The organism is Paraglaciecola sp. MB-3u-78, assembly GCF_002835935.1.
Taxonomy (GTDB): Bacteria; Pseudomonadota; Gammaproteobacteria; order Enterobacterales; family Alteromonadaceae; genus Paraglaciecola.
The window spans coordinates 194127-210219 of the sequence record NZ_PJCF01000013.1 but is presented as its reverse complement, the minus strand read 5'-3'; the positions used below and the strand labels follow the sequence as shown (position 1 = coordinate 210219).

Below are 16093 nucleotides of genomic sequence, written 5' to 3'. Positions count from 1 at the left end.
TGCGAGTTTCAAACTTTGATATGTTGATGTATGGAGCGTAATCATTTTTCCTAAGTTAAGCACTTCCCTTCAAACTTTATGTTAAATTTCAATTGACGAAGTGTACCAAAGATGGTACTTTCTTGTGAGGTGAGAATAATAACTATATGAAAAAAAGAAAGTCACACAAAAGAGTTTGTGCAAAGTTTTATAGAAGTCGTGGTGGTAGTGAGCCCGTTAGAGATTGGCTACTGGGCTTAGCAAAAAAAGACAGGGTAGCAATTGGTACCGATATTCAGACTACTGAATATGGCTGGCCAATAGGGATGCCTACATGCAAACCGATGGGAAACGGTCTCCACGAAGTTAGAACTGATTTGTCAAATAACCGCATTGCTCGGGTCTTATTTTTTATTCATAACGAACATATGATTCTGTTACAGGGATTCATTAAGAAAACCCAGAGTACTCCTAAACAAGATTTAGATCTGGCCAAAAAACGCAAAAAGGAAGTGGAAAATGAGTAATAATATTCATGTCGGTTCAAGTCTTGATGATCTACTCGAAGAGACTGGTGAGTTATGTGAGGTTAACGCTGTTGCCATAAAGCGCGTAATTGCGTGGGAGCTCAGTGAAATGATGAGAGTGCAGCATATATCTAAAGCAAAAATGGCGCTCAGGTTAGAAACAAGTCGTTCTGCACTTGATCGCTTACTCGACCCTACAAATACATCCATTACGTTGAATACATTAGATCATGCAGCCCGAACTATTGGTAAAAAAATAAATATTGAATTAGTTCCAGCTTAGGGACCTTCTGTCCCTGTTTTGCGTGTGAAATAGCGCTTTGTGTACGAGTATATTAATATTTGAAACTCAGTTCTGCTTAATAAACTGAATAGCGGGATTTGTTGTGCCTGGACTCCAAATAGCACAAACAGGTCGGATTCGATCTGTTTAAAATCCAAACTCGATTGAATTAAAACTTGAGATCGCGAATCGTGACCTCAACTTCCGATTATTGGCACCTTCCAGCCAAACAACGGCGCCAATAATAACAAAAACCTTAAGTCAGCTATCAGGCATTTTTGACTTTTACCAAGATTACTCAACGGCTCCTATTTTCAATCGCTTACCAGTCACGTTTTATTCAATCGTATGACCGGTTTTCGCTCAAAGGGACTAAAACACCATAAATAGCTACGTCCGCAATCTTGGGCTAAGCAGTCGTTCGGCTACGACTACTCGAATAACCGTTCCTCGCTCATACCCGTCTATCATAGTGAGTCAGAACTTACTATTTTCAAGCATTAGATCGAGTATGAGCTATTACAGTTAACAAGACATAGATTTTAATTGAGTCATTGTTACCTTTGGCGAACTCATATTTACCTCTGTTATTGACTACTTTTATCTATCCACTGCCGTTTTCATTTCTCTGAGCAGCGAAGCGCTTTTTCACCTATCTACTATTTTCTAGTCACTATTTACTGACGATTTCTTTCCTCTGTGAAGCGCCGCGTTCTGTGTGGTGAATAATCTTTTGTTAGTCAAATTTTAATGGTCGGTTTTTTTGATATTTTGTTGGGGTCAACTTTGTTACTCTGCCGCCATAATTTTGGCCCGCTGATAAGTCATTCGGCTAAATCAGTTAATGAAGTGTGGGATTGTTGCGCTTTATCACGCATCCCCTAACCAGAGATATACGTAGTTATGATCATCTTTTTTATCTGTATCACCATATTGTTCCTCGGTTATAAATTTTATAGCCCCTTTGTTGAAAAACAAGCTGGGATCGACCCCACTATTGCTACTCCACAAAGTCGTTTCAGTGAGGGCGTAGACTATGTGCCTATTCATCCTGTTCGGGCTTTTTTAATTCAGTTTTTAAATATTGCCGGTGTAGGGCCGATTTTTGGTCCTATACTCGGCGCGATTTATGGGCCAGTCGCATTGGTTTGGATTGTGATAGGTAATGTATTAGGGGGGGCGGTTCACGATTATTTCTCAGGTGTGATGAGCATTAAAGAAGACGGTAAAAGTCTGCCTGAAATAGCCGGGCACTATTATAACATCGTATTTAAAGGGGTGATGTTGCTCTTTACCGCTATGTTGTTGTTCTTTGTTGGCGTGGTTTTTATCATGAGTCCAGCAGGTTTATTAAGTAACCTAGACGCATTTCAAGATACCTTTTTGGCAGACAATACGTTTTGGGTGCTGGTGATCTTGGGTTACTACTTTTTTGCTACCTTGTTACCTATTGATAAAATCATCACTCGGTTTTACCCTATTTTTGGCTTATTGATGATAGTCATGACTGCAATGATCGCCATTGCGCTATTAATGGATGCGCCGCACCTACCGATAACAGGTGACTTTTTTGCTTATTTTACAACCGATCATGCCCACGATTTTTTAGCCCCGAATCCAGACGGATTACCTGTTTGGCCGCTATTGTTCATTACGATAACCTGCGGTGCTATTAGTGGTTTTCATTCCACACAGGCACCTATTATTGCCCGCTGCTTGACCAATGAAAAATACGTTCGCCCTGTCTATTACGGTGCGATGATTTGTGAAGGTGTTGTTGCTTGTGTTTGGGCATTAGCGGGTATTGCGGCTTTTCCTGAGGGGTACGCCGGTCTTAAATCCATGCTAGATGCTGGAGGCCCAGGTTTGGTAGTCAATCATATTGCCAACAGTTATTTGGGTGTGTTTGGGGGCATTATGGCGATTGTAGCTGTGGCTGTATTCCCCATTACATCGGGTGATACTGCGTTTCGCTCACTGCGTTTGACTCTCGTTGATGCATTCAACATTCCCCAAAGCATTCGCAATCGATTGTTACTTGCCGTGCCTATTTTGACCATAGCGTATTTTATGACCAAGCTTGATTTTACGGTGATTTGGCGTTACTTCGCGTTTTCAAATATGCTGTTGTCGACCAGCGTATTGTGGTTGGCAACTAAGTATTTATTTGACCGTGGTACGTTTCATTGGATTGCTAGTATTCCAGCGGTGCTGGCCACAGGTGTAACCGTTTCCTATATTATGACAGCGGCAATTGGTTTTAATTTGTCTGCTGATTTTGGGCGTCCAATCGGTGCCGCTGTTGTGGTGGTTGGTTTGGTCTTATTGGTGTTTATGCATAACAAACATAAGTCAGTAGCGGCTTAGACTTTAATCTAAGCATGGGCTGCGGGTACTGTCATTGATGGCGGTCGCAGGCTTTTTTCAAATGAAATCCATTTTATCTAACTGCCTTTTTTCATCAGTGCTAAAAAGTCAGCTACGAGTGATAGTGTCATCCAAGATAAGGGATTTTTGCTGTTGCTAGATATTACGATGATTTGTCATTCTTTGACAATATTTACAATGGGTCCATGTAAATAGCTATTTACAACCTGGCTGGTGGAAGACTAAGTGTGTCTGATGCAGGTATCTGGGTAAATTGATTTGAGCCTAGTGCGTTTCTCTATAGCCAATGTTCAAGCCGCATATTTTGGTCAAGTGACCCATGCAATACCTTGGGTAATCAAAGTGATTTATGCTTACCCAAGGCACCTTATCTGCGCGTCGACAATAGGCATTTACGCTGCCCTGCATATTGTTTGCTGAGTTTGTTTGTCCTTCATGACTAAATGATGAATTTCAGCCGTTTGTTTCATGCTTTCAATCCTGCCACTAACATAGCCTGCAATACTTAATAAGCCAATTATCAGCATAGGGTTATAAACCAATGCCTGAATAATAGAAATGGGTGTGAAAAATCCATAACTTACAACGGCTAACATTGCCGCGATACTTACCCAACGAATGGTTTCAAATGTCATAATTTTGTTGTTCATGATGCTAACTCCTCAGTTGTTTGAGCACTGACTATAGTGAAGGGTTAGATGACACACAAACGTAAAATATTCGTGTTATAGGTGAATTTGGTTCATCTATAATATTGCGGGACGCTTCACTTGCTGTTTAAACCAGCGAAGAAACACACTTATATCTTGGCGCTGTTTATCTTGGGGTAGATAGACTGCATAACAGGATTGCTCGAACTGTATTTGTTCTTTAAAGGGTTTGACGAGTTGTCCATTTTTCAGAGTCGAGTTTTCTAGGGGCAGGGCGCCAAGTACTAAGCCAAGCCCTTGTTGGGCTGCCTGAATGACTGCATCGTATGAGCCACAACTCAAACTTGACTGCAATTCAAGTCCAGTTAGTCCAACATTTTCGGCCCACGTAGACCAGGCATCTTCAATATTAGATAGTTTGATCAGTGGTACTTGGGGTATTTGGCTCACACTGGTGAGTTTGTATTTTTGTGAAAATGCAGGAGAACACATGGGGCTGACTTGTAAATCGAATAATTTTTCAGATATTACCCCCGGCCAATCACCCTTACCAAGGCGTAAGGCGATATCAAACTCATCGTAATGCAGATCAACCAACTCAGTACTGGTTTCAATACTCAATTTAATCTCAGGAAAGGCATGCTGGAATAAACTCAAGCGAGGAATAATGATATTGCTTGCTAAGGTCGAAAACGTGGCGATACGTAAAGATTGTGAATTATGCTGTTTTTTAAGTTGCATAGTACCTTGATCAAGTTTCTCGAATACCTCTTGAACCACAGCCAGATAACTTGTTCCGGCTATTGTGAGTTTGACTCCACGAGCTTGGCGCGTAAATAGCGTGGTCTCTAGGTTTTCTTCCAAGGCTTTAATCTGATGACTGATCGCCGAAGGCGTTAGAAATAATTCTTCTGCAGCTTTTTTAAAACTCAAATTACGACCGGCAGCTTCAAACAGGTGAAGCAGATGTAGCGGTGGTAATTTTCTGGCCATCGTTATTTATGCTTCCTAAGGTTAGTCTCACCCTGCTGATTACCGGTTGATGACAATGGTTTTTTCGTGCACTTTGCAGTAACTATAAACTAATTGGGGTCAGGTTTGTAAACTAATTGGGGTCAGGTTTGCATTAAATACCCATAACATCTTCGCAGGCATAACCTGCTTAAAAGCTGTCATTTATTGAGAATGCTGCCTTACGGAAATGGGCACTATTTTAGGGACCTGCTCGTCCCCTGACCTAAAACACGAGTTATAACACCACCGAGAAACCCCTTTTTGTTCCAATATTCTGCACAATATACAGGGCAATCGCATTAAAATATTTGTAGCAGTTTCAGCAAGTAATCATTATCCCAACCTGCCATTTGCCGCTTAATCTTAATACCTACCTTATTATCATTATCTGACGTTAATAAATTCAAAGATATGTGGCGTAATATTGCCATGTTTTGATCTGCATATCCTTGACGAATTCGACAATGATCTTCGTCAAATGCCATATCTAATCTCCAGTGAAGATTATTCTCTACACCCCAATGAGCACGTACATAGTGAGCAAATTTCTCTGCATCGTTATGCTTAACGCTACTAATAAAGTATCGCGTTTCTTCTGACCATTCGTTCGCAAGAAATCTTCTTGATTTGACGCTAACAATACTGGCAAGGTGTGGGTGAGTATGATGCTCAGTAAGCCAGTCAATTCGGTTGCAGGAAGTCACTGTTCTTTCTTCAATACGGCCATGCCCTGAATCAATACTCTTATAAGTATTTAACGTGCCCTCATAACTTTTAGGGGTATTTTCAAAGAATAAAATCACATCATCATGTAGGGTGCTTTGATTTCCTTTCAGTGCGGTTAAATAATCAGCGCCTTTACTCACGATCAGTTCAGCCGATTTCTTTTGTGTGTTTAATGCATCGGTTGTGATGATACTGCCTGTGATGTCTAAGTTTTTGAGTAGGGAAGGTAAGGCGGTTATTTCATTCGATTTTTCATCAACTTTCACTTGTCCAAGTGCCAGCTGATTATCATGTGACCATGCGCTAACCATATAAATAGCTGATTTATTAGATGACTTATCATGAGTGCGTCGAAGGCATTTACCGTCAATAGCGATCACATCGCCCGTGACATTTTTTACTATCTCTTTGATCCAGCTAGAAAAACAGGTTTGAAATTGCTCAGGATCAATTAAGGAAAAAATACGTCCCAAAGTATCATGAGACGGAATACCATTTTCTAGGGATAAATATTGTTCAAACCAAGTGCGTTTAATGTTGGCAAATTTTTCAATGGCAACCCAGCCATCACAGCCACAGATAACGGCACATAGGGTAATAAAAAAGATGTCATCTAATTTATGTAATTGTTTTCTTAGAAGACGAGGATCTTCAATGTCTTTGAAATGTTCGATAAGTGTGGGCTTGTATTTGGTCATATTACGTCGCGTAAAGCGAAGTAATAGATCAAATTAGGGGATCTGTGTCAAGCCATTTTTAATGCGATTGCCCTGGCACAATATAAGACATCTATTGTCCTATTAGACGGGATATGAGATCATCCAAATTGTTTATAATTTAGGGAAGAATACATGTTAAAGCGCTTGCTTATTTGTTCATGCGTTATGGCATGTCCACACAGTGTGAATTCGAAGGAAGCACCTGCCTACCAAATCGAAAATCCGTATCCCAATTTAGCCATTCACTTGTTTGGCGAGGCCCATTATTATTCAGAAGATATGAATGGCAAAGGTGATGTAGTGTCGGGTCAACAGGTCGGCCATTTAATATCGTCACTGAGTGATCACCTCACAATTTTTTCCGAAGTGACTCTTACTACAAAATCATCCAAAACAACCACAGATGTGGAACGTTTTATTGTCCGGTATGATTTTTCTGATAGGTTCAAGCTCTCATTGGGTAAATACCACACGCCATTAGGATACTGGAATTCTACTTATCATCATGGGGCATGGTTACAAACCACAATTGATCGACCGCGCGTGATGAAGTTTGGCAGCCAAATCATACCAATTCACTTTGAAGGTATTTTGCTGGAAGGCGCTGTGCCAGTTGATTCACTGAACTTTGGCTATCGAGCTGGAGTGGGTAATGGCCTTCATAATAACATTTCCGTGCAGGGTGGACACCACGATGTAACCCAAGGTGATAATGCAATTACGTTACAAACTTACATACGTTCTAGTGCGCTTCCAGGGCTAGAATTTGGTGCGAGTTATTATCAGGACACCGTGAATATGGAAGAACAAGAAGACCATTCGTCTCCCGAACATTTACCTAATATTAAGGAATCGATAACTGGATTTCATGTGGCATTAGAAAGGGAGGAGCTTGAGATTGTGGCTGAGTATATATATTGGGATCATCAGCTGGATAAGGGAGGAGAGTTGAGCAATACCGGTAGTGGTTATTATATTCAGGTGGCACGTCGGTTGGATGGCCAATTTGAAAAGTTAAAACCCTACCTACGATTTGATAAGATCAGTGCTAATCAAGATGATATTTTGTTTGCAAAAGACCAGTCATTCGAAAGCACAACTTTGGGATTGCGTTATGACATTGCCGATTATACGACGTTAAAAATGGAATATCGAAATGAGCAGGTAAGTAAGAATAAGCGATATAACAGTGTTGCTCTGCAGTTGAGTATCGTGTTACCTAATTCATTAAACTTATAATTTCATGGAGAATATTATGAAGCCGCAACGCCACGCAATAATTAAGATACTTGCATTTCTTGTGCTAAGCAATATCTCTGCTTTGGCATGTGGAGCAGCACAAGAACTTGTTGGACCATTAGCCATTATTACCCACCCAGATACCAATGTGGATGAATTAACTCAGGACGAAGTCGCTAGAATATTTTTGGCCGAACAGCAATTTTGGCCGGATAATAGTCGTATCACGCTGCTTATTCGTGCGCCTGTTTCACCTGAAAGAACTTTCGGGCTTAGGCAGATATATCAAATGTCTGAAAAAGAGTTTCGCAAATATTGGATAACCAAGATGTTCAAAGCTGAAGTCGCTTCAGCACCTAAAGTTATGTACAGTTTGAGTATGGCGATAAATTTAGTTACGGCCATTCCTGGTGCAATTACCTTTGTACCTCTTTCACAAGTCCCCGTGAATGCCAAAATTTTGAAAGTAAATGGTAAATTTCCAGATGACAAAGATTATGAATATAGGTTATAAATTATTAACTAATTTTTAGAATACAGCTCAACCTGCAATCGTAATATTTCGTTCACCTGATCATAGGCTGCTTTTAATTCAGACTCAGCTTCCAGGATGCTATTTAAGTAACGCACAGAGCTGTAATTCAAAGCTCTGGTGTTCTCTGCCAGCTCATACGTATTTTTCACCACCTCTGACAGCCCATCATTGTGGATAGTTTCTACACGTTCTTGTAACCCATAGGTTAATGAGAGTGCGGCCACCAGTTCAAAATTCATATGGGTTAATACTCCGGCACTGACTGCCGTATCCCAAGTGCTTTTTCGCAATAATGCCAGTTGGATGGAGCCGATCATTTGCTGAAAATCTTCTATTCCCAAAGGATGGTTATTTTGTTGTGTGTTAACGATGACATCTCGCACCCCCAATATATAAGGGTAAGAACTGTCCACCCATTGTTGGTTGTATCCAACTTCTCGTTGAAAGGTTAAGAGAGATTGATGAACCAAATTTCTATTTTCTTGGTCGTTGTGCCAGCTGTTGATCGCCAGAGCACATAATATACTGAACATAATAAGGGCAGATTCAAATATAAATCGTCCAATCCAAGACTTCATTGAACCGCGGCTATTTTTAGCTTTATCTAATGAAATCCGTCCTAATTTTCGTAAATATATGAGCATGAATATTTGTAAAAATAATAATATCTATAATGAACGTTAGAATAACAGAATTTAAATTGACTACGACCCGAATGGCGCTTAATTAAGGATATATTATTTAATAAACAAATGGTTAAGTTAATTGTTTATCTAAATAAAAACCAAAAAAGGCAGAGAGTCCTGTAAAATATTTTCACCACAAAAACGTTCACAAAAGCTCTCTACCTCAATGTCCATTATCTCCCAATTTTATCTTTCTCAACAGTCAAAAATTAAAAAATACGCAACAAACATCACAGCAACCGACTTTCTTGAGTTGTTGTACAATGATGAATGGCTTTCAATAGTAGAAGAGAATATCCCCGAATACAGGGAGCAAATTTACACGCCCATGCAAACATTATCTATGTTTATGGCTCAAGCTCTAAGTGATGATCGTTCTTGCAGTAAAGCTGTTAATGACCTGATTATTCAAACCCAATCACAAGAAAATTCGCGAACAATCAGCCCCAATACTGGAGCGTACTGTCTTGCCCGGCAGAAATTACCTTTAGCTTTGTTAACTCAGCTTACCGTTAAAGTGGGTAATAGTATTTCTCAAAATACTCCCCCTCAATGGAAATGGTTTGGCCGGTCTGTTCGACTGATTGATGGTACGACAATATCAATGCCGGACACTGAAAAATCACAGGTTGCTTACCCACAACCAAAGAATCAAAAAGAAGGGCTAGGTTTCCCTATATGCCGGTTACTCGCAGTAAGTTGTTTGCACACAGGTGTTATCCTTAATGCATCAATAGGACCTTGTAAAGGTAAAGGAAGTGATGAGAAAAGTTTGCTTCGTAATGTACTCGATACCTTTAACGTTGGGGATATAGTGGTAGGCGATGCTTTTTTTGGAAGTTATTTTTTATTGGTTGAAATGATGAACAGAGGTGTTGATGTGCTGTTTGAACAACTAGGCCCTCGCAAATTAATGACCGATTTTGGAAAAGGTATCGCGTTAGCTAAAAAAGACCACTTAATCGATTTCAGTAAACCTAAAATAAAACCAGATTGGATGACTCAGAAAGCCTTTCATGAAGCACCTGAAAAAATTACCATTCGAGAATTTAAGGTCGGTCAAAAAACGCTTATTACCACTATGCTAGCTGCAAAGGAGTATCCTAAAAAAGAGCTAGGTGCGTTGTTTAAACAACGTTGGCATGTTGAAGTCGATTTTAGAAACCTCAAGACGACATTAGGTCTGGTTGTACTGAGTTGTAAAACACCTGAAATGTGTCAAAAGGAGATGTGGGTGTACTTTTTGGCCAATAATCTAATCCGGTTATTAATGGCGCAAGCCGCCGTTGAGCAAGACTTACTACCAAGGCAACTGAGTTTTAAACATACGGTACAAATATGGAACACGTATTTTTTATTGGAAAAAGCGTTGGATGCTCCGATGTTTGCCTTGATAGCAAAGCGGCTCGTAGGCAACAGACCTGGAAGGATGGAGCCCAGAGCCATCAAGCGGCGACCCAAACCCTATAAGTTATTGATGATCCCTAGGTCTGAAGCCAGACAAGATATTATGAAGAATGGTCACCCACAAAAGATGAAGTAACTATTTGATATCATGTGATTTTATCCTTAATTAAGTGCCATTCGACTACGACCCCTTTTATCCCCGACCCCTTTTATCCAGAAGAGTCAAGCTATCACCACAAGGCGGTCAGGGCAATCGCATTAAAAATGGCTTGACACAGATCCCCTAATTTGATCTATTACTTCGCTTTACGCGACGTAATATGACCAAATACAAGCCCACACTTATCGAACATTTCAAAGACATTGAAGATCCTCGTCTTCTAAGAAAACAATTACATAAATTAGATGACATCTTTTTTATTACCCTATGTGCCGTTATCTGTGGCTGTGATGGCTGGGTTGCCATTGAAAAATTTGCCAACATTAAACGCACTTGGTTTGAACAATATTTATCCCTAGAAAATGGTATTCCGTCTCATGATACTTTGGGACGTATTTTTTCCTTAATTGATCCTGAGCAATTTCAAACCTGTTTTTCTAGCTGGATCAAAGAGATAGTAAAAAATGTCACGGGCGATGTGATCGCTATTGACGGTAAATGCCTTCGACGCACTCATGATAAGTCATCTAATAAATCAGCTATTTATATGGTTAGCGCATGGTCACATGATAATCAGCTGGCACTTGGACAAGTGAAAGTTGATGAAAAATCGAATGAAATAACCGCCTTACCTTCCCTACTCAAAAACTTAGACATCACAGGCAGTATCATCACAACCGATGCATTAAACACACAAAAGAAATCGGCTGAACTGATCGTGAGTAAAGGCGCTGATTATTTAACCGCACTGAAAGGAAATCAAAGCACCCTACATGATGATGTGATTTTATTCTTTGAAAATACCCCTAAAAGTTATGAGGGCACGTTAAATACTTATAAGAGTATTGATTCAGGGCATGGCCGTATTGAAGAAAGAACAGTGACTTCCTGCAACCGAATTGACTGGCTTACTGAGCATCATACTCACCCACACCTTGCCAGTATTGTTAGCGTCAAATCAAGAAGATTTCTTGCGAACGAATGGTCAGAAGAAACGCGATACTTTATTAGTAGCGTTAAGCATAACGATGCAGAGAAATTTGCTCACTATGTACGTGCTCATTGGGGTGTAGAGAATAATCTTCACTGGAGATTAGATATGGCATTTGACGAAGATCATTGTCGAATTCGTCAAGGATATGCAGATCAAAACATGGCAATATTACGCCACATATCTTTGAATTTATTAACGTCAGATAATGATAATAAGGTAGGTATTAAGATTAAGCGGCAAATGGCAGGTTGGGATAATGATTACTTGCTGAAACTGCTACAAATATTTTAATGCGATTGCCCTGACAAGGCGGTGATAGAAGGTCCAAGGCGTTTAACGCATTAAAAATCAAATGATTTCTATTTTTCAATGAACCTGACCCTGAGGGATCCCCACGAATATCATCTGATGTTAGCTGTCATTATTCGTGCTTGATGAGCAATCTTATAAAGAGATATTGCAAAATAATCACCATTCAACCTGATCCCATCGATTATGAGATCGGGATAAGCCATACCGTCCAGTACCACTATGATTGCGCCTATCTTCGTTGAACTTGCTCACAATAGCGCGCTATTCCCTCACAAGCTCGCCTCGATAAACGCAATAATAGCAGCACTGGAATCGTTCAATGTCTTCGCAAACTAATTGTCAGCATCTAACATATTGTTTTTATTGTAATTACTTCTAGGGACCCGGCACGTCCATACATCGAGTTCAGGTTAAATAATTGATCTGGCGGCTTATGCTCACCTCAATACAAAAAATGACTAAGTCGTCGAATTATTACCCCCAAAAAGTAGAGGGCCACCTCAGATAAGTCTGTTTGAATAAAAGCAGTTCATCATAATAAACCAAAGCAATATTCAAAACTGGTTTGCACAACAGTGGGAGGTGCTTGTTTTGAATTTTGAATTATGTGAAAACGTTTGAGTAATAGACGGAAAATAGCCGACTTTCACTCCCTCAAGGATATAAAAGAGAGGTAAATATGGCAAATATGAGGCATCATTCGCCTTTAATTTATAATTATTTACCAAGATTACCCATGGTAATTCTTCAGTAAATTACTATGGCTTTGCCGGTGATGCTGTTCCAGTTGGAATGTTAATTACATTGTCGGTTTTTATTTTACACAAGGAGCATCAATGTCGAATGTTTTTTCTGAAAATCTGCCTGCAGCAATTGGTGATGGAAAGTCCAAAGAAACCGCATTTCATTTTAAAAATGCAAGATCTAGTCAAGAAGCAATGAAGTTATGCTACCGATACCTAGAAAAAATTGGTTATAAAGTTAACCTTGCAGATAAACAAAATGGAGGTGTTGAAAACGGGTATGCTTTTGATATTTGGAAAACAGATGTCGGTACTATTTGGTTTAAAATTCCTTTTTTCCAAGGATTCTAGGAAAACTCCCAAGATGTATAAACTACTTGGGGTCAGGTTTGCATTAAATACCCATGACATCTTCGCAGGCATAACCTGCTTACAAACTTTCATTTATTTAGAATGCGGGCTAAGGGAATTTGGCACTATTTTGCCATTGTGTGAATAAAACTATCATCGTTTTTGGATTTCTCTCAGATCAGGAGACGTAACTTCGTAGATACTTATCGTCATTCTTTGACAATGTTTACAATGTCTATGTAAATAACTGAATTGTGCTCTAGTAGGGAATTAACAGAACAGTAATGTTAATTTTAAGGCTGCGTTTTTACATTAACTCCGACATTGATAATTTCCTCATTGCCTAGCTCATGGATAGCGTTTATTATTGATTTCTTCTTTAATAACAAAGAGTTTAAAGTCGACAACTCAAAGAAAGGGACTCATTATTTCATCATCATCCCCCCAAAGCGCAGCATCTAAATTCAGCTTTATGAAAAACCTGAGTCAATTTTTGATAGGCCTTTTTTTTCTGAGTATTTTATTTTTTGTAGCTAAATATCTGCTACTTCTGGTTAACATAAATGTTCCACCTGCTTTGCTGGGTATAGCCGTTTTGTTTTGTGGCTTGTTATGGATTAAAGGCGTGCCAAAGGTCATTTCTAATGCAGCTAATCCCTTGCTTGGGCATATGTCTCTATTTTTTATTCCAGCCATTGTCGCTATTGTGAATTTTATTGACTTAATCGCGGCGTTTCCTTTGGCCTTGTTTTTTTCTATTGTGGTGTCGACATTAGTGAGTTTGGCTGTTACCGGTTGGATTAGTCAGAAATTAATGCACAAGTTGGATCCTGCAAATGTAAACCGTGATAAACCGCCAAGGGAGGGGAGTTAAGATGCTCACCTTTCTAAATGAGATCAATTGGCTGGCGACGCTGTTGTGGTTGATGGTCACGGTTATCATTTATATCGGCGCCTTGCATTTGTATAAAATAACCAAGCCTTTATGGTTTATACATCCAGCTTTACATCCGCTTATAGTGAGTACATTGCTGATTATATTGTTGCAATCATGGACCCATACCAGCGTTTCTGAATATCAAGATTACACTAATTTGCTATCTGCTCTTTTGGGACCCGCTACTGTTGCTTTAGCGGTACCCTTATATAAGCAACTTAATATATTGATGAAAATGAGCTGGCGAGTATTAGTGCCAATATCGGTTGCTGGGGTTTTATCACCGGCCTTATCTTGGACATGCCTATATTTACTTGATACACCCCTTAACTTGCAAATGACTATGTTAGTGAAATCGATTACCACGCCACTGGCTATGGATGCGGCGGGAGCCATCGGTGGCATACCTTCATTGGCGGCGGTTTTTGTTATTAGCACGGGAATTGTGGGCGCTATTTGTGGTCCGGCTTTGTTCGCGTTAATTGGGGTACACAATCAAGCAGCTCAAGGCACCGCTTTAGGTGCGGTCTCGCATGCAGTCGGTACCGCCCGAGCCATTTCAATTAGCGAGCAGTGCACAGCCTTCGCCTCTTTGGCCCTTTGCGTGAATGGTATTGCCACTTCTTTGATTCTGCCTATATTATTTGGGTAAATTCTAGGGGGATTATTGACTTAAAGAGTCGGCTATTGTCATCATATTTGTCTAGGCACAACAAGCGCAATTGCGTTTGTGTTTATCCATTTTACCTATACCAGGATTAAAGCGATTGGTTGGATCCAGTTTTCGGTAGAATTCCTGTAATGGCGCTTCCGCTTTATATAAATGCCCAACGTTATGCTCAGCTGGATATTTAGCGCCACGAGTGTCCAGTAACGCTAACATTTGCTGTTTCAAAACGTGTGCATCAACGCCTTTTTTTAATACATAATCCTGATGGAATACATGGCAGAAAAAATGGCCATAGTACAAGCGCGTTTCGATTTGTTGACTGATACTCTCTGGCAGTTCTTCCACCCATTGATCATCGTTTCTGCGCAGCGCTATATCTAATGCCAGAATGTCACCCAACTTTTTACTGTTAAGCGTCTGGTATCTTACTGCAGCTCCTGCGGCGGCGAATCTATGTAAATAGGCCTTACTGGCTTCATCTGCTGTACACTCAAAAAAAGCCCCTTTTTGAGGCTCATGGGTGAAAAATTGTTGTAAGTATGTTCTGGCTTCATCTATCCCCGCATCACTCATTTTTAATATTAGATGATGCTCGTACTTATCATGATATTGCAGCATACGTTTAGGCAGGTGCTGCGGAAACACTTTACTCAATCCTTGCATCAATCTGTCTGAAAGGTATTTGGGCAAAAACGAAACCTTGTTGAGCACTGCATCCATTCGACCTTTGATAGCAAACATCTTGGGTAATAAATCTGTACCTAAATGTTGCACACTTAAAAAGGTGTCTTTGCCATATTTTTGAGTGATCTCAAACGTATTGCGATGCATGTATTCACCCACTTCTGGAACATGCTTAAAATCAGACAGTATATCGCGACGAACTTTGGTAAGCGTGGCAGGATCATTTGTACCAAGGTAAAAAGTTTGTTCTTGCTTAGCTACTTCGAAGGTGTCTAGGCGTACGGCAAACACCGCAAGCTTACCGGCACAACCACTCGCCTCATATAATCTAGTCGAATCGGCATTAAAGCGACTTGGCGTGTCTGCATCTACCTCTCGTAACCGCTCTGTGTAATCAGATGCAGATGCTTTTTTGTCAGTGATTAAGCTAGGTAAGACGAAGCTTTCTGATTCAAGGTTTGACAGTATCTGCTCGGGTGAATCACCTAGATCAATGCCTAAGTGATTGACCAGCTGTAGCTTACCTTGTTCATTTACCCAGGCAAACAATGACAGTTCTGTATATGCAGGTCCACGTTTGACCAAAGCGCCGCCAGAGTTGTTGGCTACTCCTCCCACAATCGATGCGCCTAAACATGAAGAGCCAATAATAGAATGGGGCGCGCGGCTGAGAGGTTTTAAGGTTTTTTCTAAGGTGTGTAATGTGGTACCCGGTAAACCAATAATTTGCTCACCCTTGCCCAACACAATGAGTGTGTTCATGGCTAATGTATTGATTACGATGACATCCCTGTCATATTCATCGCCACTGGGTGTTGAACCTTCTGTGAGGCTGGTGTTAGCGGCTTGCATAACCATAATACAGTCAGCTTCAACACAGACCTGAAGCACTCGCCAAAACTCCACTAACGTTTGCGGAAATACAACCGCTAATGCGCTGCCGCCCCCTGAACGCCAGCCTTTGCGGTAATGTTCGGTGTGGCGTTTTCCGATCTTAATATAGTCCGTCCCAAGTAAGGCTTGAAGCGCTTCAACAAGTGCATGATTTGACATAGTTATTCTCCCTAATGCCATGTGACTTTGCCACAC

At 40.3% G+C, this 16093-nt stretch carries 15 protein-coding genes; 10 read left to right on the top strand and 5 right to left on the bottom strand.

Annotated elements, in window-relative coordinates:
* Nucleotides 1–146 precede the first annotated feature (146 nt).
* The 3 genes from CXF95_RS24805 (at nucleotide 147) to CXF95_RS24795 (ending at nucleotide 3156) form a co-directional block, all read left to right on the top strand.
* Complete coding sequence (locus CXF95_RS24805) at nucleotides 147–506, top strand: type II toxin-antitoxin system RelE/ParE family toxin (RefSeq protein WP_101201175.1); 360 nt, start codon at nucleotides 147–149, stop codon at nucleotides 504–506.
* The gene (locus tag CXF95_RS24800; protein ID WP_101201174.1) at nucleotides 499–789 is read left to right on the top strand and encodes an XRE family transcriptional regulator; all 291 of its coding nucleotides are present in this window, start codon (nucleotides 499–501) and stop codon (nucleotides 787–789) included. The genes CXF95_RS24805 and CXF95_RS24800 overlap by 8 nt, the downstream gene beginning before the upstream one ends.
* A gap of 903 nt (nucleotides 790–1692) precedes the next feature.
* On the top strand, nucleotides 1693–3156 hold the full coding sequence (locus tag CXF95_RS24795; protein ID WP_101201173.1) for a carbon starvation protein A: 1464 nt from the start codon (nucleotides 1693–1695) through the stop codon (nucleotides 3154–3156).
* Between the two features lie 413 nt (nucleotides 3157–3569).
* On the opposite strand, the gene CXF95_RS24790 is transcribed toward CXF95_RS24795, so the two are convergent.
* From CXF95_RS24790 to CXF95_RS24780, 3 genes are all read right to left on the bottom strand, one after another.
* Nucleotides 3570–3827, bottom strand: a complete 258-nt coding sequence (locus CXF95_RS24790; protein ID WP_101201172.1) for a hypothetical protein — start codon at nucleotides 3825–3827, stop codon at nucleotides 3570–3572.
* 96 nt (nucleotides 3828–3923) lie between these two features.
* A complete protein-coding gene (locus tag CXF95_RS24785; RefSeq protein WP_101201171.1) occupies nucleotides 3924–4820 on the bottom strand; it encodes a LysR substrate-binding domain-containing protein in 897 nt (298 codons plus the stop codon).
* A 320-nt stretch (nucleotides 4821–5140) separates the two neighbouring features.
* Nucleotides 5141–6265: an ISAs1 family transposase gene (locus tag CXF95_RS24780; protein WP_101197148.1), complete on the bottom strand. Its 1125-nt coding sequence runs from the start codon at nucleotides 6263–6265 to the stop codon at nucleotides 5141–5143.
* A 153-nt stretch (nucleotides 6266–6418) separates the two neighbouring features.
* Between CXF95_RS24780 and CXF95_RS24775 the strand changes: the two genes are divergently transcribed.
* Together CXF95_RS24775 and CXF95_RS24770 are read left to right on the top strand one after the other, a co-directional pair.
* Nucleotides 6419–7525 (top strand): hypothetical protein, encoded by a 1107-nt coding sequence (locus CXF95_RS24775; RefSeq protein WP_101201170.1) that lies wholly within the window; start codon nucleotides 6419–6421, stop codon nucleotides 7523–7525.
* A 16-nt stretch (nucleotides 7526–7541) separates the two neighbouring features.
* Nucleotides 7542–8039 carry a hypothetical protein gene (locus CXF95_RS24770; protein WP_101201169.1) on the top strand — a complete coding sequence of 166 codons (498 nt, stop codon included), beginning with the start codon at nucleotides 7542–7544 and terminating at the stop codon, nucleotides 8037–8039.
* Nucleotides 8040–8047: 8 nt separating this feature from the next.
* Here CXF95_RS24770 and CXF95_RS24765 read toward each other — a convergent pair whose 3' ends face one another.
* Entirely contained in the window at nucleotides 8048–8638 is a 591-nt protein-coding gene (locus CXF95_RS24765) for a hypothetical protein (protein ID WP_157828238.1), read from the bottom strand.
* A 274-nt stretch (nucleotides 8639–8912) separates the two neighbouring features.
* Here CXF95_RS24765 and CXF95_RS24760 point away from each other — a divergent pair, with 274 nt between their 5' ends.
* From CXF95_RS24760 to CXF95_RS24740, 5 genes are all read left to right on the top strand, one after another.
* Nucleotides 8913–10289: an IS4 family transposase gene (locus CXF95_RS24760; RefSeq protein ID WP_101198336.1), complete on the top strand. Its 1377-nt coding sequence runs from the start codon at nucleotides 8913–8915 to the stop codon at nucleotides 10287–10289.
* Between the two features lie 184 nt (nucleotides 10290–10473).
* Nucleotides 10474–11598, top strand: a complete 1125-nt coding sequence (locus CXF95_RS24755; RefSeq protein WP_101197148.1) for an ISAs1 family transposase — start codon at nucleotides 10474–10476, stop codon at nucleotides 11596–11598.
* 857 nt (nucleotides 11599–12455) lie between these two features.
* Nucleotides 12456–12713, top strand: a complete 258-nt coding sequence (locus tag CXF95_RS24750; RefSeq protein WP_101201167.1) for a hypothetical protein — start codon at nucleotides 12456–12458, stop codon at nucleotides 12711–12713.
* Nucleotides 12714–13206: 493 nt separating this feature from the next.
* Nucleotides 13207–13587 carry a CidA/LrgA family protein gene (locus tag CXF95_RS24745; protein WP_157828237.1) on the top strand — a complete coding sequence of 127 codons (381 nt, stop codon included), beginning with the start codon at nucleotides 13207–13209 and terminating at the stop codon, nucleotides 13585–13587.
* A gap of 1 nt (nucleotide 13588) precedes the next feature.
* Complete coding sequence (locus tag CXF95_RS24740; RefSeq protein ID WP_101201165.1) at nucleotides 13589–14302, top strand: LrgB family protein; 714 nt, start codon at nucleotides 13589–13591, stop codon at nucleotides 14300–14302.
* A 51-nt stretch (nucleotides 14303–14353) separates the two neighbouring features.
* On the opposite strand, the gene dld is transcribed toward CXF95_RS24740, so the two are convergent.
* Entirely contained in the window at nucleotides 14354–16057 is a 1704-nt protein-coding gene (gene dld / locus CXF95_RS24735) for a D-lactate dehydrogenase (protein WP_101201164.1), read from the bottom strand.
* Between the last annotated feature and the right edge of the window lie 36 nt (nucleotides 16058–16093).